Here is a 20,789-nt window from a genome sequence, read left to right as displayed (position 1 = left end):
CATAGTGGGGCTCATAAGCCTAGTAGAAAATAAAAGTAATCCCCTAATATTTAAAATAAGTTTTTTATGCGTTTTTATAGACAAGAAAAATCAAATATTTCTTCATTGTAGAAGATTATTTTTTTATCTTTTTTTGAAAAATTGACCCTATACAGGACAAATATTAAGTATAAGTTATACGGGAAGAAGTGTAAGTAAATTTCACTATTGTTCTAAAAGAAAGCTTATCGATAGGTGAGCTTTTTTATTACACATTGCTTAAAAAATACACAGAAACCTCGCTAAAACGAGTTGGAACGCTACAAACGCGAATGATACTTTAAGTTTCACTCTTTCCAATAAGTGAGGTGAGCAATGAAATTGTTAGCTTTGTTCAGTATGGGAGTTGCAGCGAGTTATTGTTATAAAACTATAAAAAATAGCGAGCAAGCTCTTCTGAAACCAACTTTTGATGAAATAGTAAAAAACTTTGTATTAGCAGAATTTAACGCCTAATACATACGGTTAATTTTAATTAAATAAAAAGCTCATCGGAAGGTGGGCTTTTTTGTTTTATAGATTTCAGGTTTTCTTTTAATAAGAAAAAACACTCTAATGCACTTGTTTGTTTAGTTGTTCTAAACTAACAATGCAGCAAAACAGGAGTGTTAAAGTATGAAATCAATAAGTGAGTACATTCCTAATGAGGAGCAAGAAGAGGAATCTTTGATTACTGCAAAAATTGATTCAGAAATTGGAAAATTAAGGAAAAGAAGGGATGAACATTTACTATCCTATATTGATGAGGAGAAAAATATTAAGTATAAAATTCAAATAGAAAGTCCAATCAAGAGTTGATATTCGATTAATAAAGCTTATCTACTCTAACCAATACGACTAAAAATTCCTGACTGTTTACAGTAAATAAAGCTCCGCAAAGTATCTTTATTCTGGGGGGCTTTTTCCTATATATGTTAAGCTGATCTTTATAATTCACATATTAAAAAATAAGCCCGCCAATTGTGGTGGGCTGAATCTATTTAGGCGGAGTCGGCTAAATACTGGTTAAGTAAAAACAATTAAAAAAGCCCCTCATATCTGAGAGACTAGTCATATCAATTTTCTGGAATGAATGGCTGTAATTTCTTAAATAACTAAACAAATCAAATTGATAAAAGTAGTTAATAGTATAATAAATCAGTGCACTAATTTATTCTTTATAGTAACAGAGCCTCAAAACAACTTCCAAAGCACTATTAATAAGAAATTATTTGTTATTAGGATCAGGTTGTTCATTATTCTCAGGCAGATCTTTTACTGTGCCTGGAACTTCTGAAGGTTGAGTTTCAGTAGGTGGTGTTGCAGGATACTTATTCATTTGAGATTTGATGATATTCGCGTGGTTAGTTGTATTTTGAGAAAAACTTTTAAAACCTGACATTTTTATCTTCTTATCTTCTTATCTTCATTAGGGAGAGTTGATAGTACACTTTAAAGGCCTTTACATTGCGGTAGTTTTAAGACTCATGTGTGTTGATTTGTCCAAGAAAAGATCTTTATCTCGAGTACTTATTTCATAAATAAAATCAATTATATATAACCTATTGAGTCTTATCCTTTAAATTTTGAAATTACCTTATCCAACTTTCAAGTAGGGGTACATAAAGTACACATATATAAATTTTTTCCACGTTTTGGATTGATAGTTTTTTAAAAATTAATTCAATGTAGTTGCCTACAAAATATTGATAGTATAAAAATATCGTTGGGCATAATATGTATGATTAAATTGGAGCATATTAATGCTAAAAGAAATTACAATTATTGATTTCCAAGGTAAAGAAAAAAGAGCGCAGGCAAACTATACGGAAGTAGATACTAATAAAATCTGTCATTCATCTAGAGTTCAGAGACCCAAAGTTGAATATATTTTGTTAAAAGGTGAATGTATTTACCCTACTTTAAATTTGGTTTTCAACAGTTCCGATGGCAACAGCTATTATATAGAGTGAACATGATATGTCAGACAATTCAACAAAATGGCTTTGTGTTGGTGGTGTTCTAAGTGGTGAGTGGAGAGAGCAGCACTTAGAAGCATTTGATGTTGATCCTAATGATTTAAATACTCATAGTTATGAAGCAATGAAACTCATTAATCCTGTTACCAAGGCAGAACAGCATTTTTATGTATATACAGAGTTACAAGAACACGCATATGACAGGGCAATAAATTTTGCCTTATCCAAAAATCAATAAGAACAAGAGAGCACCTAGGTGCTCTTTATTTTTAATAAGTAGTCGTTGTATTTAAATCATAGATCTTATAAGCCTAGTATTAGCAGAATTTAAAGCTTAATACATACCGTTAATTTTAATTAAATAAAAAGCTCATCGGAAGGTGGGCTTTTTTTTAATTTATAAATTTACATAGAAAATTCACTTATATTGTATATTTTTCAATCAATTAAAATAAATTAAGTAAAATTAATATATTGTTTTATAATTCTTTTTGTCGGAAAATTTTACCAAAAGTTAAAAAAATCTTTATTTTAAATGAAGAGGTTAATGGAAGCCTCTTAAATAAAATAAAGGAAATAAAATGGATGTTTTAAAATTAATAGGCGGAAATCTGCTCGCCATAGCTTTTGTAACGGGAACTCAAACAGCACATGCAGATTTTAAACGGTTTTCTGTATCTGCTGGATGGTTGCATGTCATGCCTCAAGGGAAAGCAAATCCATTCAATATAAATACTGCTGTAGCAAATGGAACCACTGCCAAAGTCGGAACCATTTCTACCTCAGCATTTATGAAATCAATAGACCCTAATGCAACATTATCAACGGGTGAAAATGTCAAAGAAGTTCTCGATATGGTATTTAGCCATCCAGTCGATGAAAACGGCAATCAGCAACAATCGGTTGGTCAGCTATTAGGGCTTGCTGATGAAAATGACATGGTTTCGCCAGATATCACGGGTACAGCAACAATTAAAGGACTAGAGCAATGGGAAGGTAAAGGCACAGGGCTTGAAGCAGAAGACGTAGACACTCTGGGTTTAATGTTTAATTACTATGTGAATGAGAATGTGTCTTTACAGTTAATCGGTGGGATTCCTCCAAAAGTTGATATTAAGGGGAAAGGAGAAATCAACGCGCCTTTATCTGGTTTTGCAAATCCTGAAGGATTAGCTGCTTTGGTTATAGGGGATAAACTTGATTTATTACAAGATATTCCGATCACTAATCTTGGTAATAAATCGAAAGCTGCTACGGTACGTGCATGGACTCCAGCATTAGAAGCTCAATATCAGTTTGGAAAGGCAGGAGTAAATAAATTTCGTCCATATATTGGTGCCGGAATTATGTATTCACGCTTCACTAACATTAAGTTAAATGACCAAATTAATTCGGATTTAATTGCTGCGGGGCATATGATTCAGAATGTTCTAGATAACAATGCTGGTGCAGCTTTAGATGGTAAGACTTCAAGTGCAAACCCTTATGTTCGGGTTAAAACGACTGATGCAATTGCCCCAATTGTGAGTTTAGGAGCTACTTATGACATCACGCCAAATTGGTATGCTGTTGGTTCAGTGTCCTATGCAAAGTTAAATAACCGTGCAAATATTGATGTGATTGATAGCAAAACAGGTAAGCAGTTAATTCATGCCTCAACCAAAGTTGATATTGACCCCTTAATTACATATCTAGGTGTGGGTTACCGTTTTTAATTTCCTCATTTAAATATTAATCTTTCGTTTATGAAAATTTACGATTTACTTTAACGTATTTTGGGGAATAGAAAGCCCTGCTAAATATTGATTATTTGCAGGGCTTGATTAAATTATAAAGATAAATTATTTATCATTACTTAAACCAACTTTTGAACCTTTTGCGCTTTTGGCAATGTCGGTTTTCTTCCCAAATACAGCGCAATCATTGCACCCGTAAATGTAAGCATACATAACGGTAAAAGAGAAATAGGGAAGCTACCAGAATAATCTTTCACAATGCCCATAATAGAGTTCATAAGACCCGTACCAATATGTGCAATGGTATTGACCGCTGCGATTCCCACAGCTACCAGAGTCGATGGTAAGCGTTCAGAAACCAATGCCCAGAAAGGACCTTTGATTGCATAGTTACCCATCAAAACGATAGAGAATAAAACTAAGCTTAAGGTTAAAGACGAAGTAAAAATAGTAAGAAGCAAACCAAGACTTGTCACAAATAGTGGAATCGCTGTATTTAAGCTCTTATTGCCACTTTTATCGGCATGTACGCCCCAAACAATCATGAAAACTGCAGCTAAACCAAAAGGAATCATATTTAAGAGACCCGTTTCCATGGCAGTCAGATGGAAAGCTTTTAGTATTTGAGGCATCCATAACGATAAAATATTGCTTGTTGCTGAACTTCCTGCATAGATAATTGCGAAGAACCATAAATATTTATTGGTAATAAGAAGTTTAAACTTACTCTTTTTCTGCTCAGCACTGTCTTGTTTTTCAGAATTTAATAATTGGTTTTTTTCAAAAGTTAAGGTGTTTGAGAGCCATTCCTTTTCTTCTTGATTTAACCATTTAACATTATTTGCAGTGTTAGGTAGCCATACAAGACAAAATAAACCAAGAAGAATCGCGGGTAAGGCTTCTAAAATTAAAAGCACTTGCCATCCACTTAAACCCAGTAAACCATGTAAACCTAATAATAAAGCAGATAACGGTGAACCGATAAAGTTAGATAAAGGAATGGCAACCATAAATACAGCAACAATTCGAGCCATATATCGTTTTGGGAACCAGAGCGTTAAATACAGTAGTACGCCCGGGAAAAAACCAGCTTCGGCAGCGCCGAGTAAAAATCTTGAAATCGAATAAGAAATGGGGCCGGTAATGAAGGCAGTACAGCAACCCACAATTCCCCAAGTAATCATGATTCTGGCAATCCAGATACGTGCCCCCAGCTTTTCCATTGCCATATTACTTGGAATTTCAAATATGACATACGCAATAAAAAATAAGGTGGCACCGAAACCAAAGGCAGTTGCTGTTAAGCCAATTTCTTGGTTCATGGTTAACGCGGCAAAACCAATGTTAACTCGATCAATATAAGATATGAAATAACAAAGAATGAGGAAGGGAAGAATGCGAAAAGAAAGTTTACGGATCGTTGACTTTTCTACTTCCGATATAGAGATATCATTTTTCATACATACTCCTTATGTACGTGAGAAACCAAACAGCTCGGTAGGGTTCTGATTTAAAATTAAACATTGCTCGTGTTTATGAAACACAATCTGTTTAAAGGCATGAATTGCATCTTCATAAGTCATATATGATTCATGTTGGGTATGTGGCCAGTCACTTCCCCAAATGAGCTTGTGTAAAAAACCTTTGTCTTTAAAAATGTTATAGGCTTGTTGGGCAATATTTATATGATTTGGGGCAGTACCCAAACGATAGAAACCAGACACCTTAATCCAGTGCTGTTTGACGTTAAGCAAGCTTAAAAAATTCTGATAATCTGGGTCATTAATCCCTTTAATACGGTCAACGCGACCAAAATGATCAATCACCACATTAAAGTTGTATTCACTTAATTGAGGTAGAAGCTGAATTAAATATTTTGGCGGTGCATGTACTTCAACTTGCCAGTTGAGGCTTTCCACATTTCGTAAAAACATTTGCCATTCCGGCGTATTTAACACAGGAGGGTTAAGACCAAATAGATTTAAACGAATGCCGACTATACCTTGTTCTTTGAGTTGCACTAACTCATCAAAAGCAGTGGTATGTTGAACAACAGCAATCCCTTTTAAACGGTCAGGGTACTGCTGAATAGCATTTAGTATTGTTTGGTTATTGGTTCCCAAAAAGCTAGGTTGGACCAAAACACCATGCGTGAATTTGTGCCGATCAAGATGAGAGATAAAACTTTGCACAGTTGCATCGTAATTAGGTGTATAGCGTGCCGTTTCGATACTGTGGTCCTGTACCGAAAAAACATGTGCATGTGTATCTATACAGTTCATTTTCATCTCACATTACAATTTTTAAAGCGAAAATAGCGATTAAAGCGGCAAGGACTCCTACAGGAATTGCTTTAAATAACAGGTGATTAAAGAATTTTGTTTTGTCGATATCTGCTGGTGCTGAAGCCATGATGAGGCTACCGCCAGACGAGAAAGGTGAAATCGCTGTAGATTGCGCACCCACGACAATACAAATAAAGAGGAGAAGTGGATTTAAACCAGAGCTAAGTGCTAGTGCCGGAACAATTGGGAATAAAGTAGGAGCAACCACGCCTAGAGTGCTTGAAAATACAGACATAATGGCGCTAATGAGGCATAACAGCACGGGAATAACCCAGACTGGAACGTTGTGTGCTAACCATTCTGAAAGTGTCGTAATAATGCCAAGTTTCACACCTAATGCGATGAGCATACCCACACCGCAAATCATAATGAGCGTTCCCCAAGGCACCAGTGCAATGACCTTTTTCTCATCCGCAAGTTTCATAAGCAAACTAATGAGCGAGAAAGTAATCGCAAGGAAAGCAATATCAATTTTGGAGTTTAAAAAGCTGATGGTTTTTGCATCTGGAAAAAAAAGGTGCAAGATTGGAAAAACTAAAACAATCGACATCATTAAAATAATAAGGAAGATAGATTGTTTCTGTTTTTTGTCGAATGGTTCAGGCTTTTGATCTTCAATCACAATTGAATTACTTTTTCTATTCCAGAGGGTGTAAATCCCCAATATCGCAATTGGAATAATTAAAGTGATAACAAAAATTCCGCTGCTATATGAAAAAGCGCTTTGAGAGCTAATGCCTGTATTTTCCATTAAGCTTCGGAAAATAATGCCGCTTTGTGAGGTCATAAAATTTGCGCCAGCTAAAGCACCGTAATTTGCAGCCATCCCACCAATAATCATATTCATATTGGTCTTTCTACAAAGCAGCAGTGTAATGGGTGCCATAAAAGCAAGTACGGTATAAAAACCAGCGCCTAAGGCTGCAATAATGGTCGCAGCGAAGAAAATCGCTAAGGGTAAAAACTGGGGGAAATTACGGCATTTATATAAAAGATGGCTGGCAAGCTTTTCTAAAGCGCCATTTGCTAGAGCAAAGTTATAAAAAAGAGTGACAGATAAAATAATAAAGAAAATTTTGACAGGCCATAACTCAATAACTTCTAAAGGCTTCAAACCCATGCCAAAGCAACCAATGAGGTAGGCAAATGCTATCGCAAATAATCCAATATTGATTTTGGTTTTATAACCTAAACCTATAGATACGGCTAAAGCTATAAGCATCAATGCAGCCATATTATCTTCCTTGATAAATATATAAACATATAAACATATATATGTTTGGTTTTTTGTATTACATATAACTATGCTAATATTGTCAAATCGATTTCATAATGTTTAACGCAAATGCTTGATGAAACTGCATTTAAAAATTTTAAATTGCCACGATATGAAAAGGTCCGTTGGGAGCTTCAAAAGCTACTGATCCAGTCAAAATGGACCGTTGAAGAGCCTATTCCAAGTGAACAAGAGCTCGCTCAAATGTATAGCGTATCGGTAGGAACCGTGAGAAAAGCTGTAGAAGGATTGGTCGAAGACGGTTTATTAGTTAAACAGCAGGGCAAAGGTACTTTTCTTAAGCAACCTAACTTTGAAAACTCGCTCATTCGTTTTTTTAGATTACGTAATAAAAAAGGAGAGTTCATTCAGCCACAAGGACAAATTAAAAAAGTAGAAATCTGTGATGGAATAGCGGAAGTCAATGCAGAGCTGGGACTTGGGCTTAACGAAAAGTTGCTTTATATCGAGCGTGTCCGTAAGCATGAAGATATTGTTGTGTTAAGCGAAAGAATTTGGTTACCTGAACAATTATTTAAAAATCTGGAAGAAATTCCAATCGCTGAGTTTGGGAATCTACTTTATCCTTTTTATTATCAGCACTGCGGTCAATTTGTTTCTTCTGCAACAGAACGCTTAACTTTTGAGAAAAATATTAAAGATAACGATTTAGATAATAAGCCTGAAGAGCCTTTGGTGAAAGTGTGCCGTATTGCTAAAAATCTTGAAGGTGCTGCGGTTGAATACCGAGAGTCATTTGGTTTAGCTGATAATTTTCATTATGAAATATCGATTAACTAATCATTTTTGCTAAGCCATAATTTCTGTGTAATTGATTGATATAAGCCGTTGTGAGTCAAGTAAAGTCATATTATCAACGGTTTAGTTTTAGTCGCTTTCACCGAAACTAAAACAGTTAAATAAGGCCTTATAGCTTCTCTCTTTTTATTTGCAATAATGGTAAAGTTAAAAACCTAATTCAATACATTTAAAATTGATATCAAGATATTGTAGGAAAAACATGGTTAAAATTAAACCTCACCCAGCAACAAGCGGAAATGCATCGGCTGATCGCCTTTTAACTTTGTTAACTGCTTTTAGAATAGGTGATAAATCTTTAACCCTAGCAGAACTCGCTGAACGAACAGAATTAAATAAAGCAACCATCATGCGCTTAATCGTTTCGCTAGAAGATTTTGGTTTTGTTAACCGTCTTTCAGATGGCAGATATACGCTTGCCAGCGAAGTCATGCGTTTAAATACAATTTATCAAGATGCTTTAGATCTAGAGCGACATGTTGTGCCTTGTTTACAGCAACTTGTAGATGAAATTGGTGAGACAGCTTCTTTTTACGTTAAACATGGAGCATATCGTCTTTGCCAATATCGAATAAACTCTACCCATAGATTACGTGTTCATATTCAGCCGGGTGAAGTTCGACCAATGGATGGTGCGGCGGGTGCTCAAGCATTGCGATCAACACATGAACAAGTTTTATTAAGAACTGATCCTTTTTATTCAACTGGTGTAACTGAACCACATGCAGCTTCAATGGCATTGCCTGTGTTTGATGCTCAAAATGATGTGGTTGGCGCATTGGTTGTTTCAGGTCCATCAAGCCGTTTTACTTCGGAAATTGCAAAATCTATGGGTGATTTCTTCTTCAAAATTGCAGATGACTTGACCAAAAGTTTGGGTGGTAAGAGTATTCGTAATTAATTCTAATATTTTAAATATAAAGAAGGGGCTAATGATTTAGCCCCTTTCTTATTTATGATATTTACGAAGTACTTTGTGGTTGGTTAAACAAAACGGCTTTCTTTCTAGACATAATGAAAACCATGATAGCCGACACTAAATTTAATGCAGCAAGTGGAAGTAAGGCTATAGCATGGCTTCCTGTTGCATCATGGATTGCGCCATAGATATTCACCATCACGCCACCACCAATCAGATTGGCAAATGCTCCAATTGCTGCTAGGCCTGCCGCAGTTGTACTCGGTGACATCCATGATGATGCCAAAGCCCAGAAAGGACCTTTCATAGAATAAGCACCAATTAAAACGATACTGAGTAAAAAGATTGTGCCAATAAGTGATGACGTGAACAAAGCAATTAATAAACCAATTGAGATCATCAATAGAGTGATTGCTGTATGCCAACGGCGTTCATTTTTACGATCTGAGCTACGGCCCCAAAAAATCATGGCAATAGAAGCTAAGCCGTAAGGAATTGCATTTACTAGACCAATTTCTAAATTGCTTAAACCGAATGATTTAATTAATTGTGGTGCCCAAACACTCATTGTACTGCCTGCAGCAGAAGCACCAGAATAGATAATGATCATAGCCCAAATATATTTATTCTTTAGAAGTTGCCATAGTGAAATATGACCAATTGGGGTTTTTTGTTGGCGTTCAAATTGTAGTCTTTCAACCAACCAAGCTTTTTGTTCGCTATTGAGCCATTTTGCTTGTTCTGGTCGATCTGTGAGTACAAATAGGCAGGCGATACCCAGTAAAATCGCAGGAATACCTTCTAAAATAAATAGCCAATGCCATCCACGCATGCCCATCCAGCCATCTAGGGATAATAAAAGCCCAGATAATGGTGAGCCTATAAAGTTTGCACCTGGAATTGCAACCATAAATATTGCAATCATTCGGCCTCTATAGTTGGCAGGCAACCAATAGGTTAGATATAAAATCACGCCAGGGAAAAAACCAGCTTCAGCAGCACCTAACAAAAAGCGCATAATATATAACGATGTGGAGCTTTCAACGAATGCTGTTGCAGCTGAAATTACCCCCCAAGTCACCATAATTCGGGCAATCCATACTTTTGCTCCAAATTTTTGCATGGCGAGGTTGCTGGGTACTTCAAATAGAAAATATGCAAAGAAAAATAAGCTACTGGCAAAACCAAAGGCAGTAGCTGTTAATCCAAGGTCTTCATTCATTTGTAATGAAGCCATACCAATATTGCCACGGTCAATAATAGCAATCACATAACAAAGCGTTAAAAAAGGTAGTAACCGCCACGCCACCTTGCGCATTGTTTCACGTTCAATCGCACTCGGTTGAGAATATTCTGTAGACATAAAAAAATCCTTTTTTATATTCAATATTTTAATTGTTCTCGCATCTAAAAGCTTAGAAACAATTGAGTTCCATGATTAGCTATTGAGTAACTTCCAGTTAGCGATAGCTCTTGGGTTTAGTGATTGCCCATTCCAAATACTAACGATCTGTTCGAGTGCTAAAAGACCGACACGATTACGCGAGTCACTGGTATTTGCGCCGATATGAGGTGTGACAACTAAATTAGGTAATTCCCATAATGGATTATCTTTTTCAGGCGGTTCTGAAGAAAAGGTATCTAAACCTGCACCAGCAATTTTATTATTTTTCAGTGCTTCAACTAATGCAACCTGATCAATTAATTCACCACGAGCTGTATTGATTAAGATGCTTGAGCTTTTCATCTTTTCAAATTGAGCATGAGAAAATAAGTGTCTATTCTCTGCGGTGAGTGGACAATGTAGGCTAATAATGTCACTAGTTTCTAGAAGTTTTTCAAAGTCGTGTTCCTGCTCTACGTAGTCCAGTTCTGGCAAATTTTGTAGAAACGGATCATATACTTTGACTTTCATGTTTAAGGGAGCCACTAACTTCATGAGTAGACTACCGATTGATCCTAGGCCAATTAAGCCCAGCGTTTTTCCATATAACTCCACACCATTTGCACTTGCTTTGTCCCAATGACCATCTCTGATCCGTTGGTCTAGCCACGTAACTTGTCGAGCAACATTAAACATGAGTGCAAAAGCATGTTCGGCAACAGATTGAGCATTTGCCCCAACAGCAATAGTGACCGGAATTTGTCGCTCAGCAGCAGCTTGGGTGTCGATTGTGTCAAACCCAACGCCATGTTTTGCAATCACTTTTAAATTATTAGAAGCAAAAATCATATCCCTAGAAAGTTTGCCTGTTCGAACAATGATTGCATCAGGTTGTTCATCATGGATGAGTTTTTCCATTTCATCTTTTGCCATGTAGGGTTCAGTTGGAATCAACTGAATATCATGGGCGGTAGCATACATTAATGCATCTGAAGTTAATGTTGGCCCTGTGATAAGAACTTTACGTTTCATTTTGACTTGCACTCCATTTAAGTATTTTGAGCAAAATACGTCCTTAATAATTCATATTATTAAAACGACATTTCAAAAAAATAGTCAATAGTAAAAATTAAATTTAAAAATAGAGTAAATTTTAGTTAAATTAAATTTAAAAATGAAATGACATTTCAAAAAAATACTGTCATATTAATTTGCACAAGAAAACTGATGTAAGGGAAAAGTTATGGCAATTGGTTTTAGAGTGCTAAAAAACGACAGAAAAGTTGAGCAAAAATGGATTGAGCAATATCGAGATCTACCAGTCGCTAATGTCAGTGACTCAATGAATCGAATGACTTCAGGCGGGGCTCAATTAAGACCAATGCATAAAAAGGGATATCTTTGTGGACCTGCCATTACAGTTAAGGCGCGTCCGGGTGATAACTTGATGTTGCACTACGCTATTGATATCGCCCAAGCGGGAGATGTCATTGTGGTTGATGCGGGTGGCGATCTAACCAATGCATTAATTGGAGAGATGATGGTTGCTTATGCCATTAAGAAAGGTATAGCCGGCATTGTTATTAATGGTGCGATTCGTGATTCGGTTGTCATTGGAGAAGGAGATTTTCCACTTTTTGCGGCAGGAGTTTCACATCGAGGGCCTTATAAAGACGGACCGGGAGAAATTAATGTCCCTATCGCAATCAATGGAATGGTGATTGAACCTGGCGATTTGATTTTAGGTGATGAAGATGGGCTGTTAAGTGTGCCATATGCGGAAGTAGAAGAAGTTTATCTGAAGGCAAGCGCCAAACATGCTGCTGAACAAAAGCAATTAGAGCAAATCGCCGTAGGTGAAAATGACCGTAGCTGGGTGATCAACAGCTTAAAACAAAAAGGATGTGAATTACCCGAATAAGGTCATTCAAAAATATTCGAGTAGGAATGGAACTAGCGAAGTCAATGGTTGAGCTTCGTTAGCCTCTCAAAAGTTAACTCAATAATTATTAGGTCGCTAATTGAAAAATAGGAAATTTCAATTTGGTCTAGATAATTTCGTCTAAAGGAAAAGGACATGAAACATAAAGGGATTATTTATTTATCGTTATTAATGAGTATTACATTGCAGCAAGCTAAAGCTGAAAGCGAAGATAACTCAGCGTTAAATGAAAAAATAAGTAAATTACAACAGCAAATAGATTATTTGATGGAGCAGCAAAATTTAAATAAAAATAATGGATTAAACACAGCACCTGTCTTAGTTCAAAACAAAACATCAAATACCGAAACGCCCGTTACGGCTGACCAAACTAAAATTAAATTTTATGGAAATATACGGGTTGATGCCGCATATGATTTTGAAGGTTCAACACATTCTATTGCGAATAAAACAGGGTCAATACCATTAGACAATTCAAACTCAACAAGTAAATCATTAAATGTTTCTGCTGCGACTTCCCGTGTAGGTGTCGATATCGTCAAGCCGACCTCGAAAGGAGATTTAGTTGGAAAGTTAGAAGCCGATTTCATGGGAAGTGGCGGAGATAACGGTAATGGTTCGGTTCGGGTTAGACATGCTTATATTTCACTAGGAAATTGGTTGATTGGTCAAACGACTTCACCTTTTGTGAATAGTGATACTGCTCCAAGTTTGGTTGACTTTACAGGAGCGATGGGCACAGGAACTCAGCGTAATATCCAGATCCGTTATCAGCACATTGTTGATGCCAAACAAAAATTATTAGTCGCTTTGGAAGGCGGCGATGTTGAAAATAAAAATGTAGAAGGAGGAAGTCGTTTTCCTGCATTAACCATGCGATATGAATTTAAGAATCCAGATTTTATGGTTCAATTGCACGGAATGGTACATGAAAATCGAGCAGTTTCTGATACGAATGAAGAGCAAACTAAACTTGCTTGGGGTGCTGGATTAGGCACAAAGTACAAGCTTTCTGAAAATGACTCACTTGTGTTTAATTACTATCACATAGCGGGTGATAACCGTTACATGCTGTATTCAAAAGATAATGATGCGTTCTACTTTGATCAAAATCGAATGTATTTAAGTGAATTTGATTCTATTGAGTTAGGTTATATGCGTAAATGGAATGAAAATTTACGCTCTTCTTTGTCTGCTGGTAGTCTTGTTTATAAAGATTCAAATTTTTCAGAAAATAACCCTGATCAAAATAAAAGGCTAATCAATGCAAGCGTCAATTTATTTTGGACGCCTGTTGAAAAAGTCGATCTTGGTGTGGAATACACCTATGGTAAGAGAGAAACTTTTTCAGATTTAGAAGGGAAGTTATCTCGAATCAACTTATTAGGTCGATACAATTTTTAATGTAATCACAGCCACTTTAATATCCAAAGTGGCTTTCTTTTATCTGATTAGGACTAATATTGTGGAACAAATTAATTATGCAAATGCAAGATCACAATTTTCAAAAGTCATGGAAAGAGTGCTGTTAGGTTACGCCGTAAAAATTACGCGAAAAGAGAAAGACTCTGTGGTTCTCATCAGTGAAAAGGCATATCTTGAATATAAAAATGCCATGTTTGAGCTTAATAAATTAAAAAACAAAGATTTTTAATTTATTAAATGTAAAATCGACCATGAATTGATAACTATAAAACTCTTTAACGAGGGCTTTTATCATCATATATCAACAGTTTTTAACTTAAAGGCATCTAGTTTCCTAATACAGCTATTGCTGTTTTTAGCGCATTATCGATCATGATATTGAGTTCATCTTTACTCAAATGACTAAATTGTCCATCAATAATTAAATAGCTTAGACCATGAACCATTCCCCAAGCTAATCTTGCCATCGTTTGGCTTTGTTCAGTATCGACAGAAGTTTGAAATGCTGTTGCCGCTGCATATAACATTCCTGTATAGAATAAATTTGTCATAGATTTTAATTTTTCATCATCTTGAGCAACAGCAAACTGGCTATACATGAGTCTAAATAAAGATGGATTTTTAATAGCAAAATATATGTATTCTTTTCCTGAATTTAAAAAACCGGCTTTGGGGTTGGTTGCATTATGAATAGCATGCGCCTGAGCTTCTATCAATTCTTCAAATCCATAGATGGCTAAAGCGGTCAGTAGTTCTTCCTTATTTGCAAAATGTCTGTAAACCGCATTGGGTGAGACTCCAATCATGCGGGTCAGTTCTCGCATACTAAAATCAATACCCTGACTAGATTCTAATAATTGTAAGCCATTAATAAGTAAAGCTTCTCTTAAATTACCATGATGATATTTAGAAGTTGGATCTATGTTTGATGTTGACACTATATACATCCTCGTGTAATTTTAATTAAGTATACAATGTATACATTGGTTGATACATACTGGAATTATACAAAAAATTAATCAGCAGGTAGGATGTAATCGAATGAACAGGACAAATATCCGTAATGAAATTGTTAACAATAAGCTGGTTTCTTCCCTAGTAGGGAAGTTTCTGAATTTCAATCAAAGCCGAGTTCCCTATAGTCCAGATAACCCCTTTCTTGTAGGTCCCTTTGCGCCCGTTACTGAAGAAGTTTTTTCAAGTGATTTGGTTGTACATGGGGAAATACCATCTTCATTAAATGGCATTTTTTTAAGAATGGGCCCAAATCCATTAGAAGTTGAAAACCCTGCAAACTATAATTGGTTTATGGGCGATGGGATGGTACATGGTCTCAGGTTAAAAGATGGTCAAGCATTATGGTACAAAAATAGATATGTGGGGACTCATCAAGTACATAAAAAATTAGGCCGAGAGAAAATAAAAGGTGAGCCTCGAGGACTAGTGGATTTCGCAAATACGAATATTATTGGTCATGCAGGAAAAATCTGGACAATAACAGAATCAGGGCCGTTTCCAGTCGCTTTAGATCATGAATTGAATAGCCTTAAATATGGATTATTCAACAGTAAAGATAATTATCCTTTTACAGCTCATCCTCATGTAGACCCAGATACAAAAGAATTACATGCGATTTGCTATGATGTTTTACTACCCATGCAAGTTTATTATCAGGTGATTGATCAATCAGGCCAAGTTAAGAAGCGGGTTAGTATCCCTGTTAAGCATGGGCCAATGATGCATGATTGTGGTATGACAAAAACTAAAATGTTGGTTCTGGATTTTCCTGTAACTTTTTCATTTGAGAGAATGTTAAAAGGCGTTCAATTACCCTATGCATGGAATGAAAAGCACCCTGCGCGAATAGGTGTCTTACCAAAAACTGGTGATGCACAGGATATCAAATGGTTTGATGTAGATCCTTGTATTATTTTTCACTCATTTAATGCATATGATCTTGAAAATGGGGATATTATTTTTGATGCATGTGTTCACACCAAGACCTTTACTGATTCTATTCAGGGGCCGGTAGATAAACAGTTTATTCAATTTGAAAGATGGACTTTGCAATTCGGTACTCAAACTTTAAAACGGGAAGTAATTTCAAAAATTCCTCAAGAGTTTCCTCGTCTAGATGAACGTTTTGTCGGTAAACCTTATCGCTTTGCTTATTCAATTTCTGTTGGAGATGAAGGTGAGCCAGTAGATAATATTAATTTAAAAGCAAATAATTTATTGGTCCATGATTTACTCAAAGGTGAATCCTATAAGCATTCATATGGTGATGACTATTTCACTGGTGAAGTAATTTTTTTACCAAAACAATCTGAGAGTGAAGAGGGCGATGGTTGGTTAATTTCGTATATCCATGCTTTAGACGGAATAAAGCCAAGTAAAGTAGTAATACTCGATTCCAAAAAAATTGGCAAAGAACCCCAAGCTACTATTGATTTACCTGTACGAGTGCCTTTAGGTTTTCATGCAAATTGGGTAGATATTTAAAAAGAGATTTTAATGTGCATTCTGCTAAAAGAATGCACATTTTATAGGATTAATAACAATTCTCTTTCAGTGAGGCGAGTTGGCAATGCGTGCCATCAAATTACCTGCTGCGATTAACAATGTCTGCTCTTCGGAGGTGAGACATTGTTCCATGGCATTAGAGAGCCATGTTTCACGCCGCGCACGGCTTTCATGCAGCAGACTCAACCCTTCCTGAGTTAGTATTACCCTGATCTTGCGTCGATCCTCAGCATCAGGTATACGTTTCAGCAGACCATCGCTTTCTAGAGCACGCAGCGCAGCGGCTAGATTTGAAGAACGCATACCTTCAGATTCAGCCAGCACCGAAGGGGTTGCCATCCCGCCATGACGATCGATGGCACCAAGCAGAAGCAGCTGGGCCCAAGATTTTTCGTCACTGCGTGCCTCGCGCCGCATACGTCGGACCAAAGACATCAACTGCGTACGTAATTGTGTTATTTCTTCAGGATTCTGCTTCATCTTTATTTATAAATAGCTATATCTATTCATATTTTTGCACCACAGGATTATGCGGTCAACTTAAATTGGTAAAACAGAGAGTTTAGCGTTATATATGAGCGCGGGTTCTGATAGTAATGACGACATGCAGCAAAAAAACGAACAGCAGACCGATGCCTCCTCCTAGTAACACATTGAACACTCGTTCTGCGGCGATATCCGGAGTTTGGCCAACTACTATCATCGCACTGGCGATGCAGGCACAGCGAGTACCGAAGCCCAGTATATAGTGTGAGAAAGACACCAATGTGAGCATGGCGGTAACGGTTAAAAGCTCATACATCAGCAGGCTGTGTGGCATAGCCCAGCCCAGCAGCATGCCAAGCGGTAAGCCAATTAGGGCTCCCGCTCCGCGCTGATACAACTTTTTGCGTGCTGTTGCCATGTCACCGGTCACTACGCTGGCGGCTGACCAGATCACCCATTGACCATAATCCAGTTGGCGCCACTCGACTAGCGCTGCGGCCAACGCTACTGCGAGGCACACAGCCACTACAGCTTCGCCACATACAACTCGCGTGCCGATATCACCAGTACGATGCAACCTAAATATATGACGCAAACGGTGGCTGGCTTGTATATGTTCAACAAGTGAGATCACTGACACCGGCAGCACAGCAACCATTAGAAAGGGCAATAGCACCAGAGCATGCTGGGAATATTGCGCTGGGGTGATTCCTTCCGCAGTCTCACATGCCAGATAGAGCGCAGGAATAAAGGTGAAGTTTCCAAGAGACCTCAGTTTGCCACCATAAGCAGATACTCCCACCGCCGTAGCCGCGGCCAGTGCACAGACCAGTACAAAAATGACGGGTTGGCCCATGGCGAACAATAACGCTAGAAAGATTAGCAAAAAGGTTAGAGCTTGGCATGCTACACCGAGCGGCGCTAACTCGGCTCTTTCATAAGTGATGAACAGTGAAATGGTTAGGATAGAAGCTTTCAGCCAGTTGGTGTCACCAGTCAGTAATGTAAGTGCTAGCAAAGGTGCTAACAACCAAGCAGCACGTTTTAACGACTGCAAATCAATTTCTGATGTTAATGCTGATAGCATCTGAGGCATCAACGACCCTTTAGATCTTCTAGAGTGACAATTTCGGCGATGTGAGCAAGTGTCTCCATCGATATCTGATGCTCTTCCAGTGTAGCTGCGGCGCAAGCTTCTTCGAGCACCAATACCTGATAATCTCGATCATGCGCGTCGCGTACCGTGCTTTGTACGGCCCAAGTACTGCTGACACCACAGATAATCAACCGCTCGATACCTCGTGCCCGTAGCACCGCATCAAGGTTGGTACCATAAAAGGCACTAATACGTGGTTTGACGATTACTAGTTCTCCCAACTCGGACGCCAGATCGGGATGAAAAGCTGTGCCAGGCTGATCTAGTGCTAGGGCACCGAATTTATCAACTTGGCCAAACATACGGGAGGATTTGGGTTGGTCAACGTAGCCAGTGGCAAAGCCCACCTTGACCAGAATGCGTAACCAGTCTTTTTGTTGCGCCAGTGCCAATATCCGATTGGCGTGACCGATGACATTACGTTCCAGCACTTGCTGTGCTGAGCGTGCAATTTTTCCTTCGACATGAGAAATATCTAAAATGTAGTCAAGTGCGATCAGAGCAGTATTCACGATGTATGGCCTCTGGTTGATAACATGAATTGGCAGCTTAAAATGGAATTATCTATATTAACATAGCTATATTTTTATAGCAAAATCCACTGTGCCCGCATACAAACTTACAACGCGCCGGCGCCTGGTCAAGTTCGTATAACAAATTATTAAAACTTATAGGCCGATCTGAGCTAAGAAGGAGGGTAATAATTTGAAATATATTTAATAGTTTTTGAATTTAAACTAAAAAAGACTACTTTAAATAGTCTTTTTTAGTTTAAATTTGAGTAAATATTAAAATAATTAATCGATAAGTATATTTTTAAAATCATCAAATAACTTTGGTACTATCACTTGAAAAAATCAAATTAAATCAGAGAATATGTTCTAACTTTTTATTTTTTCGGGTTATCGCCATTAGCAAATATCCAAATGAGAATACAATAGCTGGGGCAGTAAAACTAACCACAATAAATGCCTCATAACTATTTGTAAAGTTACAAATAATTTCCCAAAAAATCAGAAATACTATTGGAGAAATGCAATAAGCTAAGAAATGAATTCGCCATTCTTTTATTGCAATTTCATTTTTCGATCGAAGAGATGACTTATAGAATTGCAAATAGAAAAACAAGGTGGTACAGAATAAAATAAGTACACAAATAGCATAATTAGTGATTGATTCAATAGTTGACTGGTACTTCAAAATAATCAGAATAAAAGTTATTGCACCTGATAAAACAATTATTATGTCTGGAAGTCTTAGTGGATTAAATTTTTTTTGTAATATTGTTTGTCTTTGATCTGTAAGACGTGTAGCAAGAATAGCGCAGGGCACAACTAGATACCCAAATATCGTAGCACTAAAGAAATTAGAAGTTTTTTGAGTTATTCCGTCAAACATCCCACCAATAATTAACCATTCTGCCCTTAAAACTGGGGCAGAAAGAAGTAGTGCAAAGCAATAAATCATTAAGACTTGATGCATTTTCCTTTGCTTTTTAACAATCGCAATTATTCCTAAAATAAGGGAGCTTAATGTACCAATTGCGAGTAACCATAATTGCAAATAGAAAGGTAGGCCATTGAATGTATGCTTTGGCCCTGCATTTATTAAAAATAAAATACTACCAATCATCGAAACAATGACAATCATAGAAAATAACTTACCAATATTTTGATGCGTGGTTGGATGCTTTCTACGAAATGGTGCATAAAACTGAATGGAGGCGAGTAAAATAGCAGTTCCCCCCATCATTGTATGGAAGAGCATAGAAACTCTATTTTGTGCATAAATTTTATGCTGTACCCCCTCTACTGAACCTGCTCCAAAAGTATGTTGAATCCCCGCCACTTTGGTAAAAAAATTTAACCAGAGATATAATGTATCACTACTAAAGAAATGAAAAAAATATTCAATTGCCATTGGGGCATAAATTACACAAGAAGTCGCTATCAATATCCATGCTATTTTTGAAATGGTTTGTTTAGATGTTAGACTCATTAACTTACCCTTAACCGATTTATGATGGCTTTAATATAACACGTGTTATAACAATCGTTATTTCGATTGTTATACAAGAATGGAAATATATGAATACTTCTCTTTCCGAATCACAAATGAAGACTAAACTTTTAGACGCAGCCGCTTTGCTACTAATGAAAGAAGGCGTAAATGGTCTTACAACCCGCAAAATTGCAACTGCTGCAAATACAAGCACGATGGCGGTATATACGCATTTTGGTTCAATCAATAATTTAGCTAATGAATTGATAGCATATGGGTTTAGTTTACTTTGGAACGAATTTAAATTAGTTCATTTTTCCAATGATCCGCTAATTGATTTCCTTCATATAACAACTGGCTATCTCAATTTTGCAAAGAAGCAGCCAGTCTTATACAAATGCATGTTTGGGGTAATGAGCTTGGGTCAATTGAATTCTTCAGAGAAAGAGAATTTAAAATCAGGTATATACACTCTTGATCTGGTGGTGGAGACAATGCAAAGGTTAATAGATGAGAAAATGATTCAAGTAGAAAATGCATTTCATATTGCGAATGAATGGTGGGTAATTGTCCATGGTTACTCCTTATTTGAATTTGGAGACATTTTTTCTAAAGAAAGAAGTGTTCCATCGGTATTAACGCCTTTACTCCGCCATTTTCTAATAGGCTTGGGCGTTGACTCTACCCATGTAGAAGAGGCTCTTAATAACCATTTTCATTATTAGATAATATTATTTGAATATGATCGGGATAGTTCAGCATTTACACTTTCAAATGGTG

At 36.9% G+C, this 20,789-nt stretch carries 22 protein-coding genes; 12 read left to right on the top strand and 10 right to left on the bottom strand.

Going from position 1 to position 20,789, the window contains the following annotated elements; translation table 11 throughout:
- The first annotated feature begins 354 nt into the window (after positions 1–354).
- The 5 genes from WA249_RS09280 (at position 355) to WA249_RS09260 (ending at position 3,712) form a co-directional block, all read left to right on the top strand.
- Positions 355–495 (top strand): hypothetical protein, encoded by a 141-nt coding sequence (locus WA249_RS09280; protein ID WP_005305650.1) that lies wholly within the window; start codon positions 355–357, stop codon positions 493–495.
- Positions 496–654: 159 nt separating this feature from the next.
- A complete protein-coding gene (locus tag WA249_RS09275) occupies positions 655–837 on the top strand; it encodes a hypothetical protein (RefSeq protein ID WP_336168135.1) in 183 nt (60 codons plus the stop codon).
- Positions 838–1,781: 944 nt separating this feature from the next.
- The gene (locus WA249_RS09270) at positions 1,782–1,991 is read left to right on the top strand and encodes a hypothetical protein (RefSeq protein WP_336168132.1); all 210 of its coding nucleotides are present in this window, start codon (positions 1,782–1,784) and stop codon (positions 1,989–1,991) included.
- A 7-nt stretch (positions 1,992–1,998) separates the two neighbouring features.
- The gene (locus WA249_RS09265; RefSeq protein WP_336168131.1) at positions 1,999–2,235 is read left to right on the top strand and encodes a hypothetical protein; all 237 of its coding nucleotides are present in this window, start codon (positions 1,999–2,001) and stop codon (positions 2,233–2,235) included.
- Between the two features lie 343 nt (positions 2,236–2,578).
- Entirely contained in the window at positions 2,579–3,712 is a 1,134-nt protein-coding gene (locus tag WA249_RS09260; protein ID WP_336168129.1) for an OmpW/AlkL family protein, read from the top strand.
- Positions 3,713–3,852: 140 nt separating this feature from the next.
- Here the strand turns inward: WA249_RS09260 and WA249_RS09255 are convergent, their stop codons facing one another.
- From WA249_RS09255 to WA249_RS09245, 3 genes are read right to left on the bottom strand one after another with little or no spacing between them, the layout of a single operon-like run.
- Positions 3,853–5,193 carry an MFS transporter gene (locus WA249_RS09255; RefSeq protein WP_336168126.1) on the bottom strand — a complete coding sequence of 447 codons (1,341 nt, stop codon included), beginning with the start codon at positions 5,191–5,193 and terminating at the stop codon, positions 3,853–3,855.
- A gap of 9 nt (positions 5,194–5,202) precedes the next feature.
- On the bottom strand, positions 5,203–6,015 hold the full coding sequence (locus tag WA249_RS09250) for an amidohydrolase family protein (protein WP_336168125.1): 813 nt from the start codon (positions 6,013–6,015) through the stop codon (positions 5,203–5,205).
- A gap of 7 nt (positions 6,016–6,022) precedes the next feature.
- On the bottom strand, positions 6,023–7,312 hold the full coding sequence (locus tag WA249_RS09245) for an SLC13 family permease (RefSeq protein ID WP_336168123.1): 1,290 nt from the start codon (positions 7,310–7,312) through the stop codon (positions 6,023–6,025).
- A 111-nt stretch (positions 7,313–7,423) separates the two neighbouring features.
- Between WA249_RS09245 and WA249_RS09240 the strand changes: the two genes are divergently transcribed.
- A complete protein-coding gene (locus WA249_RS09240) occupies positions 7,424–8,155 on the top strand; it encodes a GntR family transcriptional regulator (RefSeq protein WP_336168121.1) in 732 nt (243 codons plus the stop codon).
- A gap of 220 nt (positions 8,156–8,375) precedes the next feature.
- Positions 8,376–9,074, top strand: a complete 699-nt coding sequence (locus WA249_RS09235; protein WP_336168120.1) for an IclR family transcriptional regulator — start codon at positions 8,376–8,378, stop codon at positions 9,072–9,074.
- Positions 9,075–9,135: 61 nt separating this feature from the next.
- Here the strand turns inward: WA249_RS09235 and WA249_RS09230 are convergent, their stop codons facing one another.
- Together WA249_RS09230 and WA249_RS09225 are read right to left on the bottom strand one after the other, a co-directional pair.
- Positions 9,136–10,455: an MFS transporter gene (locus WA249_RS09230; protein WP_336168118.1), complete on the bottom strand. Its 1,320-nt coding sequence runs from the start codon at positions 10,453–10,455 to the stop codon at positions 9,136–9,138.
- Positions 10,456–10,530: 75 nt separating this feature from the next.
- The gene (locus WA249_RS09225) at positions 10,531–11,520 is read right to left on the bottom strand and encodes a hydroxyacid dehydrogenase (RefSeq protein WP_080645541.1); all 990 of its coding nucleotides are present in this window, start codon (positions 11,518–11,520) and stop codon (positions 10,531–10,533) included.
- Positions 11,521–11,719: 199 nt separating this feature from the next.
- Here WA249_RS09225 and WA249_RS09220 point away from each other — a divergent pair, with 199 nt between their 5' ends.
- From WA249_RS09220 to WA249_RS09210, 3 genes are all read left to right on the top strand, one after another.
- Entirely contained in the window at positions 11,720–12,397 is a 678-nt protein-coding gene (locus WA249_RS09220) for an RraA family protein (protein ID WP_151283108.1), read from the top strand.
- 156 nt (positions 12,398–12,553) lie between these two features.
- On the top strand, positions 12,554–13,822 hold the full coding sequence (locus tag WA249_RS09215) for a DcaP family trimeric outer membrane transporter (RefSeq protein ID WP_336168112.1): 1,269 nt from the start codon (positions 12,554–12,556) through the stop codon (positions 13,820–13,822).
- Positions 13,823–13,883: 61 nt separating this feature from the next.
- Complete coding sequence (locus WA249_RS09210; protein WP_016138054.1) at positions 13,884–14,072, top strand: type II toxin-antitoxin system Phd/YefM family antitoxin; 189 nt, start codon at positions 13,884–13,886, stop codon at positions 14,070–14,072.
- A gap of 97 nt (positions 14,073–14,169) precedes the next feature.
- On the opposite strand, the gene WA249_RS09205 is transcribed toward WA249_RS09210, so the two are convergent.
- The gene (locus WA249_RS09205; RefSeq protein ID WP_442891957.1) at positions 14,170–14,781 is read right to left on the bottom strand and encodes a TetR/AcrR family transcriptional regulator; all 612 of its coding nucleotides are present in this window, start codon (positions 14,779–14,781) and stop codon (positions 14,170–14,172) included.
- Between the two features lie 103 nt (positions 14,782–14,884).
- Here WA249_RS09205 and WA249_RS09200 point away from each other — a divergent pair, with 103 nt between their 5' ends.
- A complete protein-coding gene (locus WA249_RS09200; RefSeq protein WP_336168108.1) occupies positions 14,885–16,345 on the top strand; it encodes a carotenoid oxygenase family protein in 1,461 nt (486 codons plus the stop codon).
- Between the two features lie 66 nt (positions 16,346–16,411).
- On the opposite strand, the gene WA249_RS09195 is transcribed toward WA249_RS09200, so the two are convergent.
- From WA249_RS09195 to WA249_RS09180, 4 genes are all read right to left on the bottom strand, one after another.
- Positions 16,412–16,846, bottom strand: a complete 435-nt coding sequence (locus tag WA249_RS09195) for a MarR family winged helix-turn-helix transcriptional regulator (protein ID WP_336168106.1) — start codon at positions 16,844–16,846, stop codon at positions 16,412–16,414.
- 88 nt (positions 16,847–16,934) lie between these two features.
- Positions 16,935–17,948, bottom strand: coding sequence for an FUSC family protein (locus WA249_RS09190; protein ID WP_336168104.1), 1,014 nt, complete (start codon positions 17,946–17,948; stop codon positions 16,935–16,937).
- On the bottom strand, positions 17,948–18,520 hold the full coding sequence (locus tag WA249_RS09185; protein WP_336168102.1) for an isochorismatase family cysteine hydrolase: 573 nt from the start codon (positions 18,518–18,520) through the stop codon (positions 17,948–17,950). Before WA249_RS09185 ends, WA249_RS09190 begins: the two co-directional genes overlap by 1 nt.
- A gap of 355 nt (positions 18,521–18,875) precedes the next feature.
- A complete protein-coding gene (locus WA249_RS09180) occupies positions 18,876–20,006 on the bottom strand; it encodes a DUF2306 domain-containing protein (protein ID WP_336168100.1) in 1,131 nt (376 codons plus the stop codon).
- 89 nt (positions 20,007–20,095) lie between these two features.
- On the opposite strand from WA249_RS09180, the gene WA249_RS09175 reads away from it, so the two are divergent.
- Positions 20,096–20,734: a TetR/AcrR family transcriptional regulator gene (locus tag WA249_RS09175; protein ID WP_336168098.1), complete on the top strand. Its 639-nt coding sequence runs from the start codon at positions 20,096–20,098 to the stop codon at positions 20,732–20,734.
- The last annotated feature ends 55 nt before the right edge of the window (positions 20,735–20,789 follow it).

Source organism: Acinetobacter sp. 161(2023) (genome assembly GCF_037027805.1).
Taxonomy (GTDB): Bacteria; Pseudomonadota; Gammaproteobacteria; order Pseudomonadales; family Moraxellaceae; genus Acinetobacter.
The sequence above is the reverse complement of the archived record's forward strand: the minus strand, read 5'-3'. Positions and strand labels throughout refer to the sequence as shown.